Source organism: Kosakonia sp. ML.JS2a, from assembly GCF_025642095.1.
Taxonomy (GTDB): Bacteria; Pseudomonadota; Gammaproteobacteria; order Enterobacterales; family Enterobacteriaceae.
In genome coordinates, this window is sequence record NZ_CP106754.1 from 2,822,923 (window position 1) to 2,847,764 (window position 24,842).

Sequence of the window (24,842 nt, forward strand, 5' to 3'; positions counted from 1 at the left end):
CGGGCCGGGTATGGGATGTGGGTAAAATTAATGGTATGGTAGACAGGTTAACCCTTTAAAAAGTAAGAGCGCATGGCTGCCGAAACGGAACTCAATCCTACCCAACCCGTCAATCAACAAATTTACCGCATCCTGCGGCGGGATATTGTGCATTGTCTGATCCCACCTGGCACGCCGCTGTCAGAAAAAGAAGTGTCGGTGCGTTTTGACGTGTCGCGTCAGCCGGTGCGGGAAGCGTTTATTAAACTGGCGGAAAACGGCCTGATTCAGATCCGCCCGCAGCGCGGCAGCTACGTCAATAAAATCTCGATGACTCAGGTTCGCAACGGCTGTTTCGTCCGCCAGGCGATTGAGTGCGCCGTCGCGCGCCGCGCCGCCGCAATGATCAATGACAGCACCGCTTACCTGCTGGAACAGAACCTGAACCAGCAACGCATTGCCATTGAGCGCAAGCAGCTGAATGACTTTTTCGAACTGGATGACAGTTTCCACCAGAAACTGGCGCAGATTGCGGATTGTCAGCTTGCCTGGGACACCATCGAAAACATCAAAGCCACCATTGACCGCGTGCGTTATATGAGTCTCGATCACGTCTCGCCGCCGGAGATGCTGCTGCGTCAACATCTGGATATTTTTGCCGCGCTGGAAAAGCGCGACGCCGACGCCGTCGATCGCGCCATGACCCTGCATTTGCAGGAAATCAGCGAGTCGGTGAAAACCATTCGCCAGGAAAATCGCGACTGGTTCAGCGAAGAGTAATCTCCCTCCTTTGTCCTCCCGGTCTGGCTAACACGTCATGCTTTTTGGTCATTAAAAAGTGTGACTTTGATCAAAAACAACAACTCATCGCGTCAGAGGCGTATTGATAGTCAGTCCGTCGCGGGGACATCTTCTGCCCCGGATGATTTTGCGGATATCAACAAGGAGAAATCACCATGATGACTTATGATCGTAACCATAACCCCATTACTACCGGCACCCGCGTCATGATTAATGGCACAGGCCGCACCGGGAAAATTGTTGCTATTCATGCTGACGGGCTAAGTGCGGCAGCGCTGCGTCGCAGCAAAACGGTGGAAGTGGAAGGTTGTGAAGGCAAATTCGAACCGGTTGAACTGATTCGCCTGGGCCTGCACTAAGCACGACGTGGTGAGAATGCCGCCGCGGCGGCATTCTACAGAGCATTACAGCGCCGCAGCGTACTGCGCAACCGCCGCTTTTGCTCCTTTCTCCAGCAGTGTCTGATACGCGTTTTTCACCTGCGCGACAAAGGTGGCATCCTTCGGCAGCTCACTACCGAAAATCGCATCGATACCCAGTAATGCCTGCACGCGGGCTTCACCTTGCGCACTGTTGTTCACCGCGCTCTGGATCACCGCCAACAGCGGATCGCACACCTCAATGGCCTGCCCTTTTTCATCCACGCCGCCCACATAGCGCATCCAGCCCGCAATGCCTAACGCCAGCAGTGAAAAATCGCGCTGATGCACCCGGTGCCAGCGTACAGAATCGAGCATGCGTTGTGGCAGTTTCTGGCTACCGTCCATCGCGATTTGCCAGGTGCGATGACGCAGCGCGGTGTTGCTGTAGCGTGCAATCAGCAGATCGGCGTAGTGCGCCAGATCAACCCCCTTCACTTTCAGCGTCGGGGCTTGCTCTTTCAGCATGAGCGCGTGTGCAGCGCGACGATAGTTGTCGTCTTCCATGCACTCATTAATGTGCTGATAGCCCGCCAGGTAGCCGAGATAAGCGAGGAACGAGTGGCTGCCGTTGAGCATGCGCAGTTTCATCTCTTCAAACGGGATCACATCCGCCACCAGTTCCGCGCCCGCTTTTTCCCATTCCGGGCGTCCGGCAACAAAGTTATCTTCGATAACCCACTGACGGAACGGCTCACAGGCCACGCCCGCCGGGTCGCGCACGCCGGTCAGTTGTTCGATTTTATCCAGCGTGTCAGCCGTTACCGCCGGAACAATGCGGTCCACCATGGTGGAGGGGAACGTAACGTTTGCCTCGATCCAGTCGGCCAGCTCCCCGTTGACCGCGCGGGCATAGGCACAGACCACATTGCGCGTAACATGGCCGTTTTCCGGCATATTATCGCAAGACATCACGGTAAAAGCCGGTAACCCGGCTGCTTTGCGGCGCGCCAGCGCTTCGACAATCACCCCGGCGGCAGATTTTGGCTGGTGCGGGTTTTGCAAATCGCCCACGATTAAGGGATGGTCGGCCATCAACTGGCCGGTCGCCGGAGAGTGGCAGTACCCTTTCTCGGTAATGGTCAACGACACAATCGCCACTTGCGGTTCGCACATTGCCGCCAGTACGGTTTCCAGGCCATCCACCTGTGCGTGCAGTGCACGTTTCGCAACGCCCACCACGCGGGCAGTCCACGCATCGGCAGACATTTCCGCCACGGTGTACAAATTATCCTGCTGTTTCAGGTCGGCAATCTGCTGCTCGCCGCCAATCAGGTTGACTTCGCAGTAGCCCCAGTCGCTGCCATGTTCCGCGGCGAGGATATCCGCATAGACCGACTGGTGAGCACGGTGAAACGCGCCAAAACCCAGGTGCACGATCCGCGCCTGCAGTGCGTCGCGGTTATAGTGGGGAAGTGTTGCTTTTGCGTTGAGTAACCGGTTTTCCATAGTTGCGACTCGTTAATAGATGAAACGGAAATCCCGCCAGCATAGCGGCCGGGAAACCTGACGTTACCGACCGCTTGCTGACTACATAAACTAGAATGGTAGATAAGGTAAAAAAATATCTGTCATTAACGATACCAATTGTGGATGGCTGAATATTGATTTACGTTAACTTTTGCCTAAGTGGTGTGATACAAAAGCAAAGTTATGTGACAGCATTGTAGTTTAACGGCCAGGTTGTAAACCAGAATATCAGGCGGAAGTCATCCGCGAGGTCCCTGTTTGCTGTACTGCGCCCTTCTCTGTCCACAATGTGTCGTAATCGTAACCCGTCAGATCTTCCACAATTCGGCGGGTATCCGTGGTCACCGCATTTTTTGCCCCTCCCGCTTTCAGGCGCTCCACCTCTTCAACAAAAATCTTATGCGTCTTTTTGTTGAGGTTGAACGTGACAGCTTGCCAAAGTGCGAGTAGCAACAATCCTGCCGTGCCGATAAACATCAACATGGCAATCATGTGAATAGCTTCTGGCGGCTGAACCTGGCTCCCTTTAACAAACCCGCCATTCTGCAATAAAAGGCCGACAATAAAAGTCGCAATGGCTACTGTCGTTTTACGTGAGAAAGTCATCACCGCAGCAAACAATCCCTCACGACGCTGGCGACTCACCATTTCGTCAATATCAGGAATAAACGGGAACACATTCCACGGTGTGAACTCCAGAACACAGCGACCAACCTGATACAAACCAGCCAGAATCACCAATGTGGCTACCGTGTTCAGCGCAGGAATTTGGTAAACAGCGAAGAACCCGCCAAGGCACAGCAACATCAATGAATAGGCAAAAACATAAAGACGCGAAGGCCCAAATTTAATAATGCCAATCCCTGCGATCAATGTTACAGGCAAACCAACGATGCTCATCGAGAGGAGGCTACCAGCCAATGAAGAAGAGACATTCAGACAGTACACACAAAAGAAGACAAACACCGTGTTGTAAACATCTTTGCCCGTGAATGACAATAAATAAATGGCAAGGTGTTTTCTGAAGGCTCTGATTTTTAGCGTTGAACCATACTCTTTGAACAAGCGTGCAAAGGCGCATACTTTTTGCGAGAAAGTCGTATTGGGCGTTTTTGTTTCCAGTTGAGCGAGCATATCCGGTGTCAACTCACGCTCCCAGGTCACTTTCCATGAAATAAACACACAAACCATAAATAACACCGCAAAAATCACACCGTTAATCAAATAGGCGTTGGCATTATGCTCACCAAAATAACCTATCAAAAGTCCCGGAATAAACGTTGCCAGAAACGTGCCGGATGCGGATAAAAACATACGGCAAGTCGATAGCTTCGTGCGCGAATTAAAGTCTTTGGTCATTTCTGAGGGCAACGTTTCCCAAGGGATCAGTACCATTGCAGCAATGATTTCGAATGCGAGATAGACAGACAGATAAAATCCGTAACTCATCCCATTCAACCATAACAAGCTGTATACCAGCATGAGTGGTGCGCCAATCAGCAAGAAGAAGCGGCGACGACCGAATTTTTTGCCGAAATAATTCTTGTAAAAATGATCGGTAAAGCTGCCCATAAACAAACTTACGATGGCATCAACAATACGGGCAATCGCGACAATGGAAGCGGCTTCTACCGGGGACAAACCAACAAAAGTTGTATAGAAAAAGAGTAACCATGCACCAATAACGGTAAATGCGCCCCCACCCATTATATCCGTCATGCCATACCCGATACTCACCGGTATGGTGATTTTTTTGCTTGAAATAGACATGTTCTATCCTCAGAGAAGGTAATTAGAAATTAAAATAATCCCTGGCGTTGTCGTGGCATATATTTCTAATCATGCGAGACAATATCTTGTTATTATCTGGCACTTCTTTTCTTTCTACCCAACCGCCAATAAGGTTGCATAAAATTCGTCTGAAATAATCATGTCGGGTATAGGATACAAGGCTACGAGAATCCGTAAGCATGCCGACAAAGTTCATCAATAGCCCCTGATCGGCCAGACAAGCAAGCTGGTTCTCCATGCCCCGACGTGTGTCATTAAACCACCAGCCTGATCCAAATTGCATCGGTGATTTAACCCCGCAATCCGCTGACTGGAAATTAGCGATAGTCGTAGCCACAAGATCGTTATAACTGGCATTAAGGTTGTAAAGGATAGTTTTAGGCAAGGCATTGTCTTTTGCCATTGCATCTAACAATCCATTCAAATTTTCTGCCAGTTGATATTGATCTGTTAATGCATCAAAACCTGTGTTAATACCCAGGAGTTGGTGCATTTTGGTATTGTTATTGCGAATGGCGCCAAAATGGATCTGCATTGCCCAGTTATGTTTTTTATAATGGCGTGCGAGCATGATAAAAATGGCACTATCAAGAATAATATTCTCGTCCTTGCTTAACGTCTGCCCTGCTCTTTTACGCAAAAACAGTGACGAAATCGTCGCCTCATTTACAGATTTATAATGAATCTCAACGGGCCCATGGTCGGAAATGCGACACCCCGTCTGGTGAAAGAAACGGATGCGTTTGCCAATAGCCTCCGAGAAATCAGCAAAAGTAGTAATCGTTATTGCTGTGATGTCAGCCAACTTATCAATAAATTGAGAGAAAGTTTTCGCGTTATTGTCAAAGACTTCATCAGGGCGGAAAGTAGGTAATACTTTCACTGGAAAGTCGGACTCTTCACTTAATCTCTGATGATAATATAAAGAGTCGAGCGGAGAATCGGTAGTGCAAATCACTTCAACATTGGCGCGTTTAATTAACTGCCGCGGTGAAAAATCCGCTCCAGATAATAAACTATTGCAATGTTCCATGACCTCTTTCCAGTTATGGCTATCCAGCAATTCATCACAGTGAAAATAATGATGCAATTCGAGGTGAGTCCAGTGGTAAAGCGGATTACCGAAACTCGCCTCTACCGTTTGCGCCCATGCGGCAAATTTCTCTTCAGCGCTGGCATCCCCGGTAATATATCTCTCATCAATCCCATTGGCACGCATTGCGCGCCATTTATAATGATCGCCCGCTAACCATAACTGAGTAATGTTATCGTAACTCTTATTTTCGTATATTTCCCTGGCGTCGAGATGACAGTGATAATCAATGACTGGCAATTCTTTTGCGATATCCTGATATAATTGCACACCGCGAGCATTACCAATCATAAAGCTATCGTTGATAAATTTCATATATAGCCCACATTTATTTATGGTGTTACTTTTTATCGTTATCCCCGCCTGCATATATACATACGGGAATGCCTTAATCCCGCGTTACCAGTTCCACAATGTGCCGTCTTCCAGTCTTGCGACCGGTAAATACGCCGGATCGTAGGGGTATTTTGCCGCCCGTTTTTCATCAAACTCGATACCCAGCCCCGGTTTATCGCCCGGGTGCATATAACCATCGTCAAAACGCCAGTTGTGCGGGAAAACCTCGAGCATCTGTTCGGAGTAGCCCATATATTCCTGTACGCCAAAGTTCGGTACCCACAGGTCGAAATGCAGTGCGGCGGCGTGACAAATCGGTGACAAATCAGACGGGCCATGAGAGCCGGTGCGAACCTGATAAAGCGAGGCAAAATCAGCAATGCGACGCATACCGGTAATGCCGCCCGCGTGGGTAATGGTGGTACGGATATAGTCAATCAGCTGCTCTTCGATTAACTGCTTGCAATCCCAGATGCTGTTAAACACTTCGCCCACGGCAATCGGAGTGACGGTGTGCTGGCGGATCAGGCGGAAGCATTCCTGATTTTCCGCCGGGGTCGGATCTTCCATCCAGAACATGCGGTACTGTTCGATGCTCTTGCCGAAACGCGCGGCTTCAATCGGCGTCAGGCGATGGTGCATGTCGTGCAGCAGATGCTCATGGAAACCAAACTTATTGCGTACGGCATCGAACAGTTTCGGCGTAAAGTCGAGGTATTTCTCCGTCGACCACAACTGCTCTTCCGGCCACTGCCCTTTGGTTGCCGGCTCGTAAGCCAGGCCTTTGCCTTTTGCCATACCGTAAGTGGTTTTCATGCCCGGCACGCCGCACTGCACACGAATGGCCTTAAAGCCCATCTCTTTATGCCGGGCATAATCTTCCAGCACATCATCAATGGTATGGCCGGTAGTGTGGCAGTAAACCATCACCCCTTCGCGCGACGCACCGCCCAGCAGTTGGTACAGTGGCATATTGGCGGCTTTGGCTTTGATGTCCCACAGCGCCATGTCCACCGCCGAAATCGCCGACATGGTCACCGGACCGCGACGCCAGTAAGCGCCTTTATAGAAAAATTGCCAGATATCTTCGATACGATGGGCATCGCGGCCAATAAGCTGCGGGCAAAGATGGTCTTTCAGGTAGGACGCGACAGAGAGCTCACGACCGTTAAGCGTGGCATCGCCCAGCCCGACAATCCCCTCGTCGGTGGTGATTTTTAAGGTGACAAAATTGCGCCCCGGACAGGTAACAAAAACTTCAGCCCCTACTATCTTCATTCGGTTATTCCTTGCATCGTCTTAACGTAATGCAGGAAATCTACGCCATTGGGCTACTACCATACAAGTAGGTCGATCAAAAAACACGCTTTTGGTCACAAAAAATCGGGCGCTTATGCGCGCCCCCATCCGGCAACAATGATCAACATTCCGCACATTGCCACTGCTGCGCCCAGCCAGTCATACACGCTGAGTTTGATACCCTCCACCACGCGCAACCACAGCAGCGCGGTACAGACATACACCCCGCCGTAAGCGGCATAAACCCGCCCACTGGCCGCCGGATGCAACGTCAACAACCAGACAAACAGCGCCAGCGCTAGTGCCGCCGGCACCAGTAGCAGCGGCGTTGCGCCACGCTTCAGCCACAGCCAGGGTAGAAAACAGCCGACGATTTCACACAGTGCAGTAGCAAAGAAAAGCAGTGTCGTTTTGAACATTTTTGGCACTATTATTCAATATTGGTTGAACCATCATACCCGATAATGCTCTCAGTCAGAGCGCCCGGTATCCCGGATGGCTGAGATCGCATAGAATAGAAACGTACGCCTTTTGTTTCTCACAAATAAGGAAATCGCAATGACAACTACACTTAGCAAACGCCTGTGCCTCACCGCTATGCTGACGCTGGGTGCCATCGTGTACACCACTTCCGCTCTGGCTGAAACCAACCGATTGGTGATCGAATCCGGCGACACGGCCCAAAGCCGTCAACACGCCTCGATGGAAAAAGAGCAATGGAATGACACGCGCAGCCTGCGCACTAAAGTGAACAAACGCGTAGAGAAAGAGTGGGACAAAACCGACGTGGCTTTCGATGCCCAGGATAACTGCCAGAAAAGCACTAACGTGAACGCGTACTGGGAACCGAATACCCTGCGTTGCCTGGATCGCCGCACCGGTCGTCAAATTCAGTAATCGCTTTCGGGCGCGCTCTGCGCCCGCTTCTCTCACCGCAAAAGGATTTCCCATGAGTGACGCCAGCAGCGTTCGTTTACGCCCGCTTGAGCGCGAAGATCTGCGCTTTGTCCACCAGCTTGATAATAACGCCAGCGTGATGCGCTACTGGTTTGAAGAGCCGTACGAAGCCTTCGTTGAACTCTCGGACTTGTATGATAAGCACATCCACGATCAGAGCGAACGCCGTTTTGTGGTGGAGTGCGAAGGCGAAAAAGCCGGACTGGTTGAACTGGTGGAAATTAACCATGTGCATCGCCGGGCGGAGTTTCAGATCATTATTTCGCCAGAGCATCAGGGCAAAGGTTTGGCATCAAAGGCGGCCAGGCTGGCCATGGATTACGGTTTTACCGTACTCAACCTGTATAAGCTCTATCTTATTGTTGATAAAGAAAACGAAAAGGCCATTCACATCTATCGCAAGCTGGGATTTATGGTGGAAGGCGAATTGATCCATGAATTTTTTATTAATGGCGAATACCGCAATACCATCCGCATGTGCATTTTCCAGCAGCAATATCTGGCCGCGCACAAAACCGCATCTACGCTGTTAAAACCCACCGCGCAATAAGCGCGGCGGGCATCGGCATCAATAATAGTCGATGGTATTTTTGATGCTGAATTTGCGTTCCACCGACGGCGTTACGCTGTTATCGATCATCACCAGACTGCAACTAACCGGGTTGTCGTGGCTGTCGTAATCACAGCTCTGTTTCACGTTGCCCAGCGGTTTATCATTCAGCGTACTGACCGCTGTGTAATCGAGCTTCTTGCGCTTATCTTTTGAGGGCGTGGACGCCACCGTTAAATGCTCCTCTTTCGAGGTGGTGGATTTCCCCAGCGGGTAACCTTCCTCATCGTAGCGGTATTTCACTTCCATATCTTTACCGCGTGCAAGCACAACAAAACCGTTGTCATCCGTATCCCAGGTGACGCCTGCCGCCGGGAACTCCGCCAGTTGGCATTTCCCCTGCAAGCGCAGACGCTTCTCCTGAGAATCGGCATCAACATAGTAGTTCGCATCCAATACCAACGACACGCCGCTGTTGTTTTCCAGATCGTGAAGCTCCAGCGTGTCGAAACATCCCTCCTTCGACAGCGTGCCGGTCACGCGTTTGGTCACTTCACCTTTATCGTTGAGCAACGTCTGGCTGAAATCTTTTACCGGGCCACGAAGCGGATCAAAATCAAATTCATTTGAAAAACTGGCCATCTCTGGCGTAAACGATACCGGTCCTTTCGCATCATCACATCCGGCTAATAACACGGCGAGAGAGATGACTAATAGCTGTTTTTTCAACGGGTTCACCACATTTTTCTTCTGTATTGCGCATATATTAGCAAATCCTTTCCAATATAGGGCAGTCTGATCCTGGCTTCTGTGGCCTGTTACGTCGCTTATTCAGACTATTCAGATATTTACCTTTCGCTTACGCGGGAAGTGCTAAGCTTAACGCGGGTTACATAAAAGGAGACGAGGATGCACGCTTCACGTTGGCTTTGTGCACTACTGCTGGGGGCATGTGTTCCGGCATTTGCCGCACCGGATTCCTGCGAGCGCGTCAAAACGGACATCCAGCAGCGCATTATTAATAATGGTGTTCCGGAATCAGGTTTTAGCCTGAAAATTGTGCCAAATGACCAGGCCGATCAGGCAGGTGCCCAGGTCGTTGGGCATTGTGCCAATGATACCTACAAAATTCTGTACATCCGCAACAGCGGTGCTGCGCCACAGGGCGAACAAGGCACCGACGCGCAGTAAATGTAATCCCCCGTAATTCCTGGGGGATTATCCTCAACTTGATCACGGTTAAGACTTCGCTACCCCCTGATGGGTAGGATTATTCCATTATTAGCCTGCTTATTAATTTGGCGGGTAATTTCTTTTTATTATAAATAATAATGGAGTGAGCTATGTCTGAAACCGAACACAGCGGTGGCATAAGCCGACGAACGCTGGTGAAATCTACCGCGCTCGGGTCGCTTGCATTGGCCGCCAGCAGTTTTCATCTCCCTTTCGGCATGCGTTCCGCCGCGGCCGCCGTACAGCAAGCCATGCAACCCGCTCCGGACAAAGTCGTATGGGGCGCCTGCTCGGTAAACTGCGGCAGTCGCTGCGCGCTGCGCTTACACGTCCGGGATAACGAAGTGTATTGGGTTGAAACGGACAATACCGGCGAAGATCAGTATGGCAACCACTAGGTCCGCGCGTGCTTGCGCGGGCGTTCGATCCGTCGGCGCATCAACCACCCGGACCGCCTGAACTACCCAATGAAGCGCGTGGGCAAACGCGGTGAGGGTAAGTTTGAACGCATTAGCTGGGACGAAGCCCTTGATACCATCGCCAACAGCTTAAAAAGCGTGGTGCAGAAGTACGGTAACGAAGCGGTCTACATTAATTACTCTTCCGGTATCGTCGGCGGCAACATTACCCGCTCGTCCCCTTCAGCCTCCATTATTGCCCGTCTGATGGCCATGTACGGCGGTTTCCTCAACCAGTACGGCACCTACAGCACCGCGCAAATCGCCTGCGCCATGCCCTACACCTACGGCTCCAACGAGGGGAACAGCACCTCGGACATCGAAAACAGCAAACTGGTGGTGATGTTTGGCAACAACCCCGCAGAGACCCGGATGAGCGGCGGCGGCATCACCTATTATCTGGAGCAGGCGCGCGAGCGCTCCAATGCGCGGATGGTGGTGATTGACCCGCGTTATACCGACACCGCCGCCGGGCGCGAAGATGAGTGGATCCCGATTCGTCCGGGAACCGATGCCGCGCTGGTGGCCGGAATGGCCTGGGTGCTGATCACCGAGAACCTCGTTGATCAACCGTTCCTTGATACCTATTGCGTGGGCTACGACGAGAAAACATTGCCAGCAGATGCGCCCGCCAACGGGCATTACAAAGCCTACATTCTGGGTCAGGGCGATGACGGCATTGCAAAAACACCGCAGTGGGCTGCCCGGATCACCGGTATTCCTGCCGATAAGATCATTAAACTGGCGCGCGAAATCGGCACCGCGAAACCGGCGTATATCTGCCAGGGCTGGGGACCGCAACGCCAGGCCAACGGCGAACTGACCTCGCGGGCGATCGCCATGTTGCCGATCCTGACCGGAAACGTCGGCATCAATGGCGGTAACAGCGGTGCGCGGGAATCCACTTACACCATCACCATTGAACGGATGCCGATGCCGGAAAACCCGGTGAAAACGTCGATCTCCTGTTTTACCTGGACCGATGCCATTGCCCGTGGGCCGGAAATGACCGCCACCCGCGACGGCGTGCGCGGGAAAGACAAACTGGATGTGCCGATTAAGTTCATCTGGAACTACGCGGGCAACACCCTCACCAACCAGCATGGCGATATCAATCACACCCACGATGTGCTGCAGGATGACAGCAAATGCGAAATGATCGTGGTGATTGAGAACTTTATGACCTCGTCAGCCCTGTACGCCGATATCCTGCTGCCGGACCTGATGACCGTGGAACAGGAAGATATCATTCCCAACGATTATGCCGGGAATATGGGCTACCTGATCTTCCTCCAGCCGGTAACCACACCGAAGTTTGAACGTAAACCGATTTACTGGATCACCAGCGAGATTGCCCGTCGTCTGGGGCCGGATATTTACCAGCGCTTTACCGAAGGACGAACCCAGGAAGAGTGGCTGAAGTATCTGTACGCCAAAATGGTGGCGAAAGATCCGCAACTGCCCTCCTACGACGCGCTCAAAGAGATGGGGATTTACAAGCGCAAAGATCCGAACGGTCACTTTGTCGCCTATAAAAAATTCCGTGACGACCCGCAAGCCAACCCACTGAAAACCCCGTCGGGCAAAATCGAAATCTACTCCAGCCAACTGGCAAAAATCGCCAGTAGCTGGGAGCTGGAAAAAGACGAGGTTATCAGCCCACTGCCGGTGTATGCCTCAACCTTTGAAGGCTGGGACTCCCCCGCACGCAGCCAGTTCCCCCTGCAACTGTTTGGCTTCCACTACAAAGCGCGTACCCACTCAAGCTACGGCAACATTGATGTACTGAAAGAAGCCTGCCGCCAGGAAGTGTGGATCAACCCCATTGATGCGCAAAAACGCGGCATCGCGAATGGCGACATGGTGCGCGTGTTTAACGATCGCGGTGAGGTGCGGATTGCCGCGAAAGTGACGCCGCGCATTATGCCGGGGGTCAGCGCAATGGGCCAGGGCGCGTGGCATCAGGCCAATATGGACGGCGATCGCATCGATCATGGCGGCTGTATGAACACCCTGACCACCCACCGCCCCTCGCCGCTGGCGAAAGGCAACCCGCAGCACACAAATCTGGTCGACATCCAAAAGGTTTAAGGAGTAGCGGATGACTACGCAGTATGGTTTTTTTATTGACTCCGCCCGCTGCACCGGTTGTAAAACCTGCGAGCTGGCCTGCAAAGATTACAAGGACTTAACCCCGGACGTCAGTTTCCGCCGCGTATACGAATATGCAGGTGGCAACTGGCAGGAGGATCAGGGTATCTGGCATCAGGACGTTTTTGCCTATTACCTCTCTCTTTCCTGTAACCATTGTGACGATCCGGCCTGTACCAAAGTCTGCCCAAGCGGCGCTATGCATAAACGCGAAGATGGCTTTGTGGTGGTGGATGAAGAGGTGTGTATCGGCTGTCGTTACTGCCATATGGCCTGCCCGTATGGCGCACCGCAATACAATGCCGCGAAAGGACATATGACCAAGTGCGACGGTTGTTATGACCGCGTCGCGCAGGGCAAAAAGCCTGTCTGCGTCGAATCCTGCCCGTTACGGGCGCTGGACTTTGGCCCTATCGACGAATTGCGTAAACAGCACGGTTCACTCGCCGCTATTGCGCCGTTGCCGGCATCGCACTTTACCCGGCCGAATATTGTCATCAAACCCAACGCCAACAGCCGCCCGACAGGGGATACCACCGGCTATCTGGCAAACCCGCAGGAGGTGTGAAATGGGAAGCGGATGGCATGAATGGCCGCTGGTGCTGTTTACCGTGCTCGGCCAGTGTGTGGCGGGCGGATTGATCGTCACCGGCCTTGGCTGGATGGCAACCTCCGGGGATCGGCGTACGCAGGCCAGCATTGTGCGCAGCCAGTTTTTGCTGTGGATCGTGATGGGCATTGGCTTTATCGCCTCGATGATACACCTTGGTTCGCCGCTGCGGGCATTCAACTCACTGAACCGTGTGGGCGCATCGGCGTTGAGTAATGAAATCGCCGCCGGATCGCTGTTTTTCGCCGTGGGTGGTTTCTGGTGGCTGGTTACATGGCTGGGCAAAATGCCTGCTGCGCTCGGGCGCTTATGGCTGGTTGTCAGCATGGTGCTGGGTGTGCTGTTTGTCTGGGCGATGACGCGTGTTTACCAAATCGACACCGTTCCCACCTGGCACAACGGTTACACCACCGCCAGCTTTTTCCTGACGATGCTTATCGGCGGGCCACTGCTGGGGGCGCTGCTGCTAAGACTGGCGGGGATGCGTTATAACGCGTCGCGTTTTGCGGCGGTTAGCGTTGCCGCCCTGGTGGCAAGCTGCGCAGTGGTGATGTTGCAAAGCGTGCAGTTGGGCGAAATCCACAGTTCGGTTCAACAGGCCATCGCGCTGGTGCCGGATTACGGCATGCTACAGGTGTGGCGTTTGGTGCTGGTGGCGCTCGGTCTGGGGTGCTGGATCTGTCCGCTGGTGATGCATAAGCAACCGCAGGTGATCAGCCTGCTGGCCGGGATTGTGCTGGTGATGGCGGGCGAAGTCATCGGTCGCGGCCTGTTTTACGGGCTGCATATGACCGTCGGCGTTGCCGTTGCGGGTTAATCGCGTACGTGCCGGATAGCGGCTTACGCCCTGTCCGGCCTCTATAAACGGTATTGCCGAGATTATTGGGGAGACTATGACTGACGATACCCGTGAAGCATTCATTTTTACCGCCCGCGTGCTGGGCGCACTGTTTTATTACCCGCCGGACAGCGAACCGGCAGCACCGCTGATTGCCGCGTTTAAACAGGGTGACGGGGTCGAACAATGGCCGCTGCCGCAAGCGGTTCTTCAGCCACTGACTGCGGGTTTTACCATAGCCTGCGATGAACCGTTGCAGGACGCCTGGCAGCGTTTATTGATTGGTCCCCACGCATTGCCTGCACCGCCGTGGGGCTCAGTATGGCTGGATAAAGAGAGTGTGTTGTTTGGCGACTCTACGCTTGCGCTGCGCCAGTGGATGCGTGAAAACAGCGTCGTTTTCAGCAGCGGACAAAATGAGCCCGAAGATCACTTTGGCGCATTGCTGTTGCTGGCGGCGTGGCTGGCGGAGCAAGGCAACCGTGTCGCCTGCGATCAATTGCTGGCCTGGCATCTGCTGCCGTGGGCCGGGCGTTTTCTCACGGTATTCAGCAACGAAGCCAGGCATCCCTTCTGGCATGCGTTGGGGTTACTGGCGCAACTCACGCTGGCGGACTGGCAATCCCGGTTGCTGATCCCGGTCGCACAAAAACCGCTTTTCCGTTAATTCCCCTCCCGGTCAGACGATCGGGACACCCCTCTGCCCGTTAATTCGTGACAGTGTCACTCTTGCGCTTCTCTTTTAAGACAATTTTTTAGGCATGGTGTACAGCCGTTACGCCATCCGGGCGGAGGTTTTTTTCAGGCTAAAACGCGGTCGGCCACCAGCATGCCGGTTGCCATTTGCAGATTGATGTACTGTGCCAAATCGCGCTGTTCCGGGCGTGGCAGGTACGGCAGTTCACCGACCAGCGGCGCGGGTAGTTTTTTACTCAGTACATTGATGATTTCTGCGTAATGCGCCAGCCCCGGATTGATACGGTTGGCGACCCAGCCAATCAGCGGCAGACCGTCACTGGCAATCGCCTGAGCGGTCAGAAGCGCATGGTTAAGGCACCCCTCCTGGATCCCCACCACCATCACGACCGCCATTTGCTCTTGCACCACCCATTCAGAAAGCGGGCGTAAGTCATTCATCAGGCTGCGCCAGCCGCCGGTGCCTTCAACCACCACATGATCAACCCGGTCGCACAAATCCGCCAGGCCGTTGGATAACAGGGTGTAATTGATTGGGCAACTGTGCGCAACGCTGCTCTCTTCTTCGCTTAACGCGATAGGGTTTACCGCCTGGTAAGGTAACTCCAGCGATGAAACGCTTTGCAGCACCAGCGCATCTTTGTTGCGCAGCCCTTCCGGCGTCTCTTTACTTCCTTTGGCGACAGGTTTGTACCCTGCCACTGTTTTGCCGCTGGCAGCCAGCGCCTGTAGTAGCGCGCGGGACGCCACTGTCTTGCCGACAGAAGTGTCTGTACCCGTTACAAAGAAACGCTTAAGCATGACGAACCCCACCGTTGTTCAACGAAAATATAAACCAGGAAAATAATTCAGTAGGGGAAAGTCTAAGTTAAGTGCACAGGACTCAGCTTGAGGTAGCGCAATTTTTAGGGCAACAGTGCAAAATTGTTACCCCTGCAACAGACGAATCAACAACGATCCGTTATACATCGCGTCTTTTACCAGCGCCGCACCGGCCATGGTGCCCTGGTTGGTGAACTGGGTGCTCTCCACGCTGATGTGTTTACTGTAAGCCGGTAGCGCCTGTTGGCGAATGCAGTCGGTAATGGCGGGAAAGAGGATATCTGCGGCTTTGCTGAGCGGCGATCCAATCAATATTTTTTGCGGATTGAACAAATTCACCATGATGGCGAGGATACGGCCAATATTGGCGCCAACGCCGCTGATAATGTCTTTTGCCAGCAGATCGCCCTGCTGCGCCGCCTGACACAGCCACTCCACCGTCAGTGGTTTTTGGTGCAGCATCGAACTCATGGACTGGCTCATACGCCGCTGCGCCAGTTCCAGCACGCTTTCCACGCTGGCGATGGTTTCCAGGCAGCCGTGGTTGCCGCAATAACAGCGTTTCCCGTAGGGATCGACCTGGGTGTGGCCGATTTCCACCAGGCTGCTGCTCCCGGCATGCAATAAGCGCCCGTCGGTGATCACCCCGGCGCCCACGTTATGATCGATCACCACCTGAATCACATCCCGCGCGCCGCGCGATGCGCCAAACAGCGCTTCCGCCATCGTCCAGGCGCTGATATCGTGCTGCACATACACCGGCACCCCGGTATGATTCTCCAGCACTTCGCCCAACGGCATATCTTTGACATCGTCATAAAACGGCATGCGGTGAACAATACCGTTTTCCGTATCAATAATGCCTGGCAGCGTGATGGCAATAGCGGTCAGGCGCTCCAGCTTGTTCTGATGGCGGGTAAAAAAACGATCGATATGCGACGTGACGCGTTCCAGCAACGGTAACGCATCAACAAGCGGGAGTTCGAGGCGCTCTTCCACCACCAGTTTGCTGCTGAGATCGCGCAGGGAGAGGAAGATTTCGCCCCGGCTGATGCGCAGCGAAAGATAGTGCCAGGCTTCGGTTTCCACCATCAGTCCCACAGCCGGACGCCCCCGGCTGCCGGGTTCCTGAATTTCTGTTTCCTGCACCAGGTGCGCTTCGAGCATTTCGCGGACGATTTTGGTAATGCTCGCGGGCGCAAGTTGCGCCAGCCGGGAAAGGTCGATGCGCGACACCGGGCCAAGCTGATCAATCAGGCGATACACTGCCCCCGCATTGGTCTGCTTAATTTGATCAATATGCCCAGGCTGACTATCAGCAACCACCTCTGACTCCCTTATTTTCGCGCTTCGAAATAAACTCTGGGGCTATGGTGAAGCACTTCACGGGTCGTCGTCAAATTTTTACCCCGGCTTGTGATTTACAGCACATTTTGCAAGGACTTATGTGCAAAAATTATCCGCCCGCCGCCGCAAGCAGGTGTTGCTTAAAACGCGCCGCCGCCGTTCCCTGTTCATGATGTTTTGACCATACCAGCCACATTTCCGACACCGCATCCGGTTCGGTAATCGGCACCCAGCGCATTTCACGCAATTGTACCCGCCGGAAAGAGGCAGGCAGAATCGACACGCCCATACCCGCCGCCACCAGACCAATAATGGTCATGGCTTCGCCGACCTCCTGCGCAATCGTCGGCATCAGGTGGTAACGGCGCATCAGCCCAAGAATATCGTCATACAGGCCAGTGCCCACATGCGGATCGAAAAAGACAAACGGCTCCTGCGCCAGTTCCACCAGCGACACTGCCTCACGCGCGGCTAATGGGTGATCGCGGTGGATCATGGCCAACAGCGGTTCACGCAGGATCACCTGCCATGCCAGCGTTTCCGGCAGTTGCGTATTACGCATTAACCCCAGATCCAGTCCCCCTTCGTTTAACGGCGCAATCTGCTCACGGGTGTTGATTTCCCGCGTTTGCAAATGCACATCCGGGTAGCGTTGACGAAACGATGACAGCGTGTCGGAGACGGACTTGATAAATGGCGCTGATGAGGTAAAACCAATGCGCAACTCCCCGGTTTCTCCCTGATGCAAACGCGCGGCGCGGGCAGCGGCGTCATCCACCTGACTTAAGATTTGCCGGCTATCGGCCAGGAACTGTTTGCCCGCGGGCGTCAGAGAAACGCTGCGGTTGGTGCGCGCCAGCAGACGCGCGCCGATCTGCTGCTCCAGAATTTGGATCTGCTGGCTGAGCGGCGGTTGCGAGATATTCAACCGCGCGGCGGCATGGCCGAAATGCAGCTCTTCGGCAACGGCAATAAAGTAACGTAGATGGCGCAGCTCGATATTCATATTTAATAAGTCTTATTTGAGATTATTAATATATTAGACAGAATATTACACATTTCATACCCTTATGACGTGGTAAGCCCGTCACCAAAATCACGGGATGAAAAGCTAAGGATCTCGAGTGAGTCGTACAACAACCGTTGACACCGCGCCGGCAAGCGTCGTTGACGAAAAACCTGTTTCTGTGCCGGGACAGTTTATTAAACGTGGTACCCCCCAATTTATGCGCGTGACGCTGGCGCTCTTCTCCGCCGGGTTAGCGACATTTGCCCTGCTCTATTGCGTACAGCCGATTTTACCGGTGCTCTCCCATGAGTTTGGCGTCTCGCCCGCCAGCAGCAGTATCTCCCTTTCTATCTCGACCGCGATGCTGGCAATCGGCCTGCTGTTTACCGGCCCGCTGTCGGACGCGATTGGTCGCAAAAAAGTGATGGTGACCGCGCTGTTACTCGCCTCCTGCTGTACGTTACTGTCGACCATGATGACCAGCTGGCACGGCATTCTGGTGATGCGTGCGCTGCTGGGTCTGTCATTAAGCGGCGTGGCGGCAGTCGGCATGACCTATTTAAGTGAAGAGATCCACCCCAGTTTTGTCGCCTTCTCCATGGGGTTATACATCAGCGGCAACTCCATCGGCGGGATGAGCGGACGCCTGATCAGCGGGGTATTTACCGACTTTTTTAACTGGCGTATCGCGCTGGCGGCCATTGGTTGCTTTGCGCTGGCCTCGGCGCTGATGTTCTGGAAAATTTTGCCGGAATCGCGCCATTTTCGCCCGTCATCGCTGCGCCCGAAAACGCTGTTTATCAATTTCCGCCTGCACTGGCGCGATAAAGGCCTGCCGCTGCTGTTTCTGGAAGGCTTCCTGTTGATGGGTTCGTTCGTCACGCTGTTTAACTACATTGGCTACCGGCTGATGCAATCCCCGTGGACGCTGAGCCAGGCGGTGGTCGGGCTGTTGTCCGTGGCCTACTTAACGGGGACCTGGAGTTCACCGAAAGCGGGCGCGATGACCAGTAAATATGGTCGTGGCCCGGTGATGATGGGCGCCACCAGCATAATGCTGATGGGTCTGCTGTTAACGCTGTTCTCGTCGCTGTGGCTGATCTTTGCCGGCATGCTGCTGTTTACCGCCGGTTTCTTTGCCGCCCACTCGGTCGCCAGTAGCTGGATTGGGCCGCGTGCAAAACGCGCCAAAGGCCAGGCCTCATCACTCTATTTGTTCAGCTACTACCTGGGATCCAGCCTGGCGGGCACGTTAGGTGGGGTGTTCTGGCACAGTTACGGTTGGAATGGCGTGGGCGGTTTTATTGCAGCAATGCTGGTTATCGCGGTATTGGTAGGCAACAGACTCCACGCTCGCCTGCAATAATGCCGCGAAAAGCGTCATGACCCCGCCCTCGCGCGGGGTTTTTTATTTGCGCTGTTAGCCCGTTAAAACAACCCTAATACGGACGAGGCGCCCATCAGCTCACGCACGGCATCAAGCGCCATCAGAGCAAAGATTACCCATACAAATGGATTCATGATTATTGCTGCGCTGTGTTGTTATTTGGTGATGTAAATAAGATTTATCTATTATGGTACAAATCCCATTATCGGCAGCATAACTACTACTTTTAGGTGGTTATTGCAGAAAAAAACACAACCAGAGGCATTATGGACAAGCAAAACTATCAACAGCTCACCCGCACGTTTCTTCGCCTGTCGCGCTTTTCGCATCTCGCCGCCATCGCCAGTTGGGACATGTTCGCCATGATGCCGCCAGGCGGAAGCGCCGCGCGGGGAGAAGCGCTGGCAGAACTCAGCGTGTTGCGCCATCAGATCCTGACCGACAAAAAAACCGGTCAGTGGATACAGGCCGCGCAACAAGAAGATCTGGACGATATTGAACAAGCCAACCTGCGTGAAATGACCCGTCATTACCAGGAAGCCGCACTGTTGCCAGAAGCGCTGGTGGAAGCGCAGTCGCTGGCGGGCAGCAAATGCGAGCACGCCTGGCGTACGCAGCGCCCCAATAATGACTGGGCCGGATTTTCCGCCAACCTGAAAGAGGTCGTCAGGCTGAGCCGTGAAGAGGCACACCTGCGCGCAGCCGCCAAAGGCTGCACGCCTTACGACGCCCTACTCGATAAATTTGAGCCGGATATGACCAGCGCCCGCCTGGATGAACTGTTTGGCGATATGAAAACCTGGTTGCCGGACCTGTTGCAGAAAGCCGTCGCGAAACAGGAACAGCAATCGCTGCTTGCGCCGCAAGGGCCGTTCCCCATCGACGGGCAGCGTGAACTGGGATTGCAGGCCATGCAGGTACTGGGTTTTGACTTCAATGGCGGGCGTCTTGATGTGAGTGCGCATCCCTTCTGCGGCGGCGTGCCGGAAGATGTGCGCATTACCACCCGCTACGATGAAAATGAGCTGCTGAGCGCGTTGTTTGGCGTGGTGCATGAAACGGGGCATGCGCGTTACGAGCAAAACCTGCCGCGTCACTGGCCAGGTCAGCCCATTGCGCTGGCGCGTTCCACCGCCATTCATGAGTCGCAAAGCCTCTTTTTTGAAATGCAACTCGGGCGCAGCGATGCCTTTTTACGCCGCCTGCAACCTGCCATCGTGCAGCGTTTCGGGATGCAGCCAGCCTTTGAAGAGCGCAACTTTATTGCCTGGAATCAACGCGTAAAACCGGGGTATATCCGCGTCGATGCAGACGAAGTCAGCTATCCGGCGCACGTGATCCTGCGTTATGAGATCGAACGCGCACTGATGGATGGCGAGATTGAGGTCGAGGATATTCCGGCGCTGTGGAACGAAAAGATGCAGGCATGGCTGGGGCTCTCCACCGAAGGCAATTACCGTAACGGTTGTATGCAGGACATTCACTGGACCGATGGCGGCTTTGGTTATTTCCCCTCTTATACACTGGGCGCCATGTATGCCGCCCAACTGTTCCATGCCGCGCGTAACGCGCTACCGGGGCTGGACGAGGTCATTGCCGCCGGTGATTTCACCGCGCTGTTTGACTGGCTGCGGCAAAATATCTGGCAACATGGCAGCCGCTTCAGCACCGCACAATTGATCGAAAATGCCACGGGCGAGGCGCTCAACGTGCGCTATTTCCGCGAGCATCTTACCCGCCGCTACCTGTAGTAAACCCGCGCCGGAGCAGCGTTCCGGCGCGCTATTTTTCGCTGTACATCCCCGCTGTACATTCCGTTACACGCCGATACCAATCACTCACGGAAGTGGTGAATTTTTATGGATATAGTTCTTTCAACGGCCCCGCAGTGGGGTTGAATGAAGAAACCAATTCGAGGATATCGGAATGAAAAAAGTATTAGCTCTGGTTGTTGCCGCTGCAATGGGTCTGTCTTCTGCTGCTTTCGCTGCTGACACTGCAACTACAACTCCGGCTCCGGCTGCAACCACGACTGCGACTACCACCACTACCGCCGCACCAGTGAAAAAAGTACAGAAACATCATAAAAAAGCCGCTAAACCGGCTGTAGAGCAGAAAGCTCAGGCTGCAAAAGTTAAGAAACACCACAAAAAAGCCGCTAAACCGGCTGTAGAACAGAAAGCTCAGGCTGCAAAAGTTAAAAAACACCACAAAAAAGCTGCCAAACCGGCTGTAGAACAGAAGGCGCAGGCTGCTAAAAAACACGTAAAACATACTAAACACGTAAAACACACTGCTAAACCGGCTGCACAACCGGCTGCATAAGTAAACGTGATTGAATCCGGCGCTCAACGTACGAGCGCCGTGTTTAACCGGCGCTGACCCTTAGGGCGAAGCGCCGCTTTTCTCTGGAGGGCATATGCTGCGACGTTATCGTTTTGAAGTGATCCTGGCGATGCTGATTATCTGCGCGATCATTGCCATCCAGTTCTATCTTTACTGATGTAGTGCGCTGATTTTACTCCCACTTTCTTCACGTCCCGTCTATATTTATTAACCTGGGCTTACGTTTAATAATCATAATTACCCCCACCCGAGTGTGATATGCGAAAAACCGTTGTGCTGTTGCTGGGACCGCTGCTGTTGTTTTCCGCTGTTGGGCATGCTGACGAAGGCGATGATAACGCCATAAACGCCAGCGACGTGAAGACGCTGTTTTTCGGACATGATGATCGTGTCCGGGTCACCACACCGACCAAAGCGCCATGGGATGCGATTGGTCAACTGGAAACCGCCAGCGGCAACTTATGTACCGCGACGCTGATTTCTCCTCACCTGGCCTTAACCGCCGGGCATTGCCTGTTAACGCCGCCGCGCGGTAAAGCGGATAAGGCCGTCGCCCTGCGTTTTGTGTCGCAGAAAGGCGTCTGGCGCTATGAAATTCACGATATTGAAGGCCGGGTCGATTCCTCGCTCGGTCACCGCCTGAAAGCAGACGGCGACGGCTGGATTGTCCCCTCTTCTGCCGCGTCCTGGGATTTTGGGCTGGTGGTGCTGCGTAACCCGCCTTCCGGCATTACGCCGTTGCCGCTGTTCGCCGGTGATAAAGAGGCGCTCACTGCGGCGCTGAAAGCGACCGATCGGAAAGTCACACAGTCCGGCTATCCGGAAGATCACCTCGATACGTTATACAGCCATCAGGATTGCGTGGTGACGGGGTGGGCGCAAAGCACGGTGCTGTCGCACCAGTGCGATACGTTGCCGGGCGACAGTGGTTCGCCGCTGATGCTGAAAACCGATGACGGCTGGCAGTTGATTGCCGTACAAAGCTCAGCGCCTGCCGCAAAAGATCGCTGGCGCGCCGATAACCGGGCTATTTCCGTCACCGGGTTTCGCGATAAGTTAGAAGCGCTGGCGAAAGAGAACGACTAGTTCAACCTTGCCGCTGTAACGGCAGTTGCAAAATGTCGTGCAGCGGTTTTGGCGCACTGTAATAGTAGCCCTGTAGCTGGTCGCAGCCGGCCAGCCGCAGCAGTTTCATCTGTTTTTCTGTTTCCACGCCTTCCGCCACCACCTGCATACCGAGCGCACTGGCGATGCGGATGGTGCCGTTCACCAGCACCGACGCCTGTTCATCATCATCCACCAGACCGGCCAGCGATTTATCAATTTTGATGGTGTCGAAATTAAAACGCCGTAAATAGCCAATGCTCGAATACCCCGTGCCAAAATCATCCAGCGCCACCGCCGTACCCAGCGCTTTTAAATTGGCGATCGCCGCACGTGCGCGTTCCGGGTTTTCCAGTACGTAGGTTTCGGTCACTTCAAGCTGTAACCGCCGCGCCGGAAACTGCGTTGTGCCCAGCACGGTGGCAACTTTGTTTTCAAAGTCCGGATCGCGAAACTGTGCAGGCGAGATATTTACCGACAGCTTGAGCGTACTCAACGGCATTAATTGCTGGCAGGCGCGCCGCAGCACAAACTGACCCAGCGCATAAATCAGGCCACTGGTTTCGGCCACGGGAATAAAGTCGTCCGGCTTCAGTTCGCCGCCCGGACGACGCGGCCAGCGCGCCAGCGCTTCCACCCCAATCATCGTCTGTGTACGGGCATCAACAATCGGTTGATACCAGACATCAAACTCATCGCGCTCCAGCCCTTCACGAATGTCATTTTCGATCAACAGTTGCCGCTCGCGAGCGCTGTTCAGCTCGGCATTGTAATGGGTCATACAGGCTTTGCCGGTCATTTTAGAGTGATACATCGCGATGTCGGCGCGGCGAAACAGTTCCGAACTGGAGCACTCCACCAGCGTCCCGCTGGCGATACCGATACTGGCGCCAATATGAATCGTCCGTTTGCCAATGCGGACCGGCGACGTGAGATACTGCAACACGCTTTCGGCAAATTCAGTTGCTTTCTCCGTCGACCACGGCCCGCTGAGCGTCATCGCGAATTCGTCTCCGCCCATCCGCGCCAGCATGCCATCCGTAGGGATCTTCTCCCGCAGCGTCTGGGCGATGGTGACAATTAACCTGTCGCCGACATCATGCCCGTAAATATCATTGATATCTTTAAAGCCATCGAGATCGATAAACACCACGCTAATCAGTTCACTGTCACCCACCGCGCTCAACTGCTCCAGGTGTTCAATCAACGCACGTCGGTTAGGCAGGCGGCTCAACCAGTCCGTCAGGGCGATTTTGCGCGCGATTTTCTCTTCTTTCGCCAGCTTATATAACCCGGCGCTGCTCAGGGCAATAAACAGAAGGATTAACGCAGACGCAAGCATTGCAATGCGGCGGATATCCCCGGCGGCTGCGCGGGCGGCCTGCACGCCAGGCAGACCCGGCGTCCAGCTCAGGTAGCCCAGCAACTCGCCAGCGGATCCGCGCATCGGAATACTGGCCGCCGTCTCCACGCCTGGCGAATAGCTCAGGTTTTCAATCTGAAAGGTGGCGCCGAGATCGCTCAGGATCCTGGCATTGAGATGTCGGGTAATAATCAGATAGCGGCGGGTTTGGTCATACACCTCAAGGCGGCCCACCATCGGACGGATAAGCCCAATACTGACAAACGCCACCCCCTCGCGGGTTCGGGTAAGACCGGCAAAAACCTCCTGCCCGGCCTGTAACGACTGCGCATGGTTACGGATTAACGCCACCAACCCGTCGCCAAAAAAGGCGAGATTCGTTTCGTTAAAGGGTTCGCCGCGAAACGCGCCCCACAACACGCGGAAATTTTCGTCCAGCACGAAGGTGCCATCATAGAGATTGTTCACTTTGAACCCCGCCCCCCAGGTCGTGAACAGCCACTGAGGATCAAGCTGCGGGCGGTAGGTCTCACGCACTGCATCATCCCAAACGGCGTTATCAATCACCAGCGAGCGGGTGCGGTTAATCGCGGTCTGAATCGCACCTTCTACCGAGAGCGCCGTGCGGTGCCGATCAATTTCATTGGTCTTGGTGCTGATCAGATGTAACGAGAGATAGAGTAATGCGACAACGGAAATAATCAGGCCAATCCCTGCCATAAAAATCATGATGAACAGGGTTCGGGCTGTGGGGATATTTCGCCAGCTTAACGGATTAAACAT

General features: G+C 53.9%; 23 protein-coding genes and 1 pseudogene. 13 read left to right on the forward strand and 11 right to left on the reverse strand.

Features of this window, described 5'->3' with window-relative positions; all coding sequences use genetic code 11:
* Nucleotides 1–72: 72 nt before the first annotated feature.
* Both N7922_RS13340 and ydfZ read left to right on the forward strand, forming a co-directional pair.
* On the forward strand, nt 73–759 hold the full coding sequence (locus N7922_RS13340; RefSeq protein WP_263096737.1) for a GntR family transcriptional regulator: 687 nt from the start codon (nt 73–75) through the stop codon (nt 757–759).
* Between the two features lie 176 nt (nt 760–935).
* Complete coding sequence (gene ydfZ / locus N7922_RS13345; protein ID WP_263096738.1) at nt 936–1,139, forward strand: putative selenium delivery protein YdfZ; 204 nt, start codon at nt 936–938, stop codon at nt 1,137–1,139.
* Between the two features lie 45 nt (nt 1,140–1,184).
* Here ydfZ and N7922_RS13350 read toward each other — a convergent pair whose 3' ends face one another.
* The 5 genes from N7922_RS13350 to N7922_RS13370 form a co-directional block, all read right to left on the reverse strand.
* The gene (locus tag N7922_RS13350) at nt 1,185–2,648 is read right to left on the reverse strand and encodes a mannitol dehydrogenase family protein (protein ID WP_263096739.1); all 1,464 of its coding nucleotides are present in this window, start codon (nt 2,646–2,648) and stop codon (nt 1,185–1,187) included.
* A gap of 249 nt (nt 2,649–2,897) precedes the next feature.
* On the reverse strand, nt 2,898–4,439 hold the full coding sequence (locus N7922_RS13355; RefSeq protein ID WP_263096740.1) for an MFS transporter: 1,542 nt from the start codon (nt 4,437–4,439) through the stop codon (nt 2,898–2,900).
* Between the two features lie 22 nt (nt 4,440–4,461).
* Nucleotides 4,462–5,868: a glucuronate isomerase gene (gene uxaC / locus N7922_RS13360; protein WP_263096741.1), complete on the reverse strand. Its 1,407-nt coding sequence runs from the start codon at nt 5,866–5,868 to the stop codon at nt 4,462–4,464.
* A gap of 84 nt (nt 5,869–5,952) precedes the next feature.
* Nucleotides 5,953–7,167, reverse strand: coding sequence for a starvation-sensing protein RspA (gene rspA, locus N7922_RS13365; protein WP_263096742.1), 1,215 nt, complete (start codon nt 7,165–7,167; stop codon nt 5,953–5,955).
* Between the two features lie 113 nt (nt 7,168–7,280).
* Nucleotides 7,281–7,607, reverse strand: a complete 327-nt coding sequence (locus N7922_RS13370) for a YnfA family protein (RefSeq protein ID WP_263096743.1) — start codon at nt 7,605–7,607, stop codon at nt 7,281–7,283.
* 139 nt (nt 7,608–7,746) lie between these two features.
* Here N7922_RS13370 and N7922_RS13375 point away from each other — a divergent pair, with 139 nt between their 5' ends.
* On the forward strand, nt 7,747–8,085 hold the full coding sequence (locus N7922_RS13375) for a DUF1283 family protein (RefSeq protein WP_263096744.1): 339 nt from the start codon (nt 7,747–7,749) through the stop codon (nt 8,083–8,085).
* 52 nt (nt 8,086–8,137) lie between these two features.
* Nucleotides 8,138–8,695: a spermidine N1-acetyltransferase gene (gene speG, locus N7922_RS13380; protein ID WP_263096745.1), complete on the forward strand. Its 558-nt coding sequence runs from the start codon at nt 8,138–8,140 to the stop codon at nt 8,693–8,695.
* Between the two features lie 18 nt (nt 8,696–8,713).
* Here the strand turns inward: speG and N7922_RS13385 are convergent, their stop codons facing one another.
* Nucleotides 8,714–9,424 (reverse strand): YnfC family lipoprotein, encoded by a 711-nt coding sequence (locus N7922_RS13385; RefSeq protein ID WP_263100904.1) that lies wholly within the window; start codon nt 9,422–9,424, stop codon nt 8,714–8,716.
* Nucleotides 9,425–9,604: 180 nt separating this feature from the next.
* On the opposite strand from N7922_RS13385, the gene N7922_RS13390 reads away from it, so the two are divergent.
* The 5 genes and pseudogenes from N7922_RS13390 (at nt 9,605) to dmsD (ending at nt 14,652) form a co-directional block, all read left to right on the forward strand.
* Entirely contained in the window at nt 9,605–9,886 is a 282-nt protein-coding gene (locus N7922_RS13390; RefSeq protein ID WP_263096746.1) for a DUF1161 domain-containing protein, read from the forward strand.
* Between the two features lie 152 nt (nt 9,887–10,038).
* Nucleotides 10,039–12,477 (forward strand): annotated as a pseudogene (gene ynfE, locus N7922_RS13395) (selenate/tellurate reductase subunit YnfE).
* Nucleotides 12,478–12,487: 10 nt separating this feature from the next.
* On the forward strand, nt 12,488–13,105 hold the full coding sequence (locus N7922_RS13400) for a DMSO/selenate family reductase complex B subunit (protein ID WP_263096747.1): 618 nt from the start codon (nt 12,488–12,490) through the stop codon (nt 13,103–13,105).
* A gap of 1 nt (nt 13,106) precedes the next feature.
* Nucleotides 13,107–13,964, forward strand: coding sequence for a dimethyl sulfoxide reductase anchor subunit family protein (locus tag N7922_RS13405; protein ID WP_263096748.1), 858 nt, complete (start codon nt 13,107–13,109; stop codon nt 13,962–13,964).
* Nucleotides 13,965–14,040: 76 nt separating this feature from the next.
* A complete protein-coding gene (dmsD, locus tag N7922_RS13410) occupies nt 14,041–14,652 on the forward strand; it encodes a Tat proofreading chaperone DmsD (protein WP_263096749.1) in 612 nt (203 codons plus the stop codon).
* A 134-nt stretch (nt 14,653–14,786) separates the two neighbouring features.
* Here the strand turns inward: dmsD and bioD are convergent, their stop codons facing one another.
* The 3 genes from bioD to N7922_RS13425 all read right to left on the reverse strand — a co-directional run bounded on the left by bioD (nt 14,787) and on the right by N7922_RS13425 (nt 17,856).
* Nucleotides 14,787–15,482, reverse strand: coding sequence for a dethiobiotin synthase (gene bioD, locus N7922_RS13415; RefSeq protein WP_263096750.1), 696 nt, complete (start codon nt 15,480–15,482; stop codon nt 14,787–14,789).
* 126 nt (nt 15,483–15,608) lie between these two features.
* Nucleotides 15,609–16,829: a sugar metabolism global transcriptional regulator Mlc gene (mlc, locus tag N7922_RS13420; protein ID WP_263096751.1), complete on the reverse strand. Its 1,221-nt coding sequence runs from the start codon at nt 16,827–16,829 to the stop codon at nt 15,609–15,611.
* A gap of 130 nt (nt 16,830–16,959) precedes the next feature.
* Entirely contained in the window at nt 16,960–17,856 is an 897-nt protein-coding gene (locus tag N7922_RS13425; RefSeq protein WP_263096752.1) for a LysR family transcriptional regulator, read from the reverse strand.
* Nucleotides 17,857–17,974: 118 nt separating this feature from the next.
* Here N7922_RS13425 and N7922_RS13430 point away from each other — a divergent pair, with 118 nt between their 5' ends.
* Nucleotides 17,975–19,225: an MFS transporter gene (locus N7922_RS13430; RefSeq protein ID WP_263096753.1), complete on the forward strand. Its 1,251-nt coding sequence runs from the start codon at nt 17,975–17,977 to the stop codon at nt 19,223–19,225.
* A 62-nt stretch (nt 19,226–19,287) separates the two neighbouring features.
* Here N7922_RS13430 and N7922_RS13435 read toward each other — a convergent pair whose 3' ends face one another.
* Nucleotides 19,288–19,380 (reverse strand): KPN_01571 family protein, encoded by a 93-nt coding sequence (locus N7922_RS13435; protein WP_263096755.1) that lies wholly within the window; start codon nt 19,378–19,380, stop codon nt 19,288–19,290.
* Nucleotides 19,381–19,512: 132 nt separating this feature from the next.
* On the opposite strand from N7922_RS13435, the gene N7922_RS13440 reads away from it, so the two are divergent.
* The 3 genes from N7922_RS13440 to N7922_RS13450 all read left to right on the forward strand — a co-directional run bounded on the left by N7922_RS13440 (nt 19,513) and on the right by N7922_RS13450 (nt 22,678).
* On the forward strand, nt 19,513–20,997 hold the full coding sequence (locus N7922_RS13440; protein ID WP_263096756.1) for a carboxypeptidase M32: 1,485 nt from the start codon (nt 19,513–19,515) through the stop codon (nt 20,995–20,997).
* Between the two features lie 175 nt (nt 20,998–21,172).
* Nucleotides 21,173–21,571, forward strand: coding sequence for an acid resistance repetitive basic protein Asr (gene asr, locus N7922_RS13445; protein ID WP_061495553.1), 399 nt, complete (start codon nt 21,173–21,175; stop codon nt 21,569–21,571).
* 279 nt (nt 21,572–21,850) lie between these two features.
* Nucleotides 21,851–22,678 carry a trypsin-like serine peptidase gene (locus N7922_RS13450; RefSeq protein WP_263096758.1) on the forward strand — a complete coding sequence of 276 codons (828 nt, stop codon included), beginning with the start codon at nt 21,851–21,853 and terminating at the stop codon, nt 22,676–22,678.
* A gap of 1 nt (nt 22,679) precedes the next feature.
* On the opposite strand, the gene N7922_RS13455 is transcribed toward N7922_RS13450, so the two are convergent.
* Nucleotides 22,680–24,842, reverse strand: coding sequence for a putative bifunctional diguanylate cyclase/phosphodiesterase (locus N7922_RS13455; protein ID WP_263096759.1), 2,163 nt, complete (start codon nt 24,840–24,842; stop codon nt 22,680–22,682).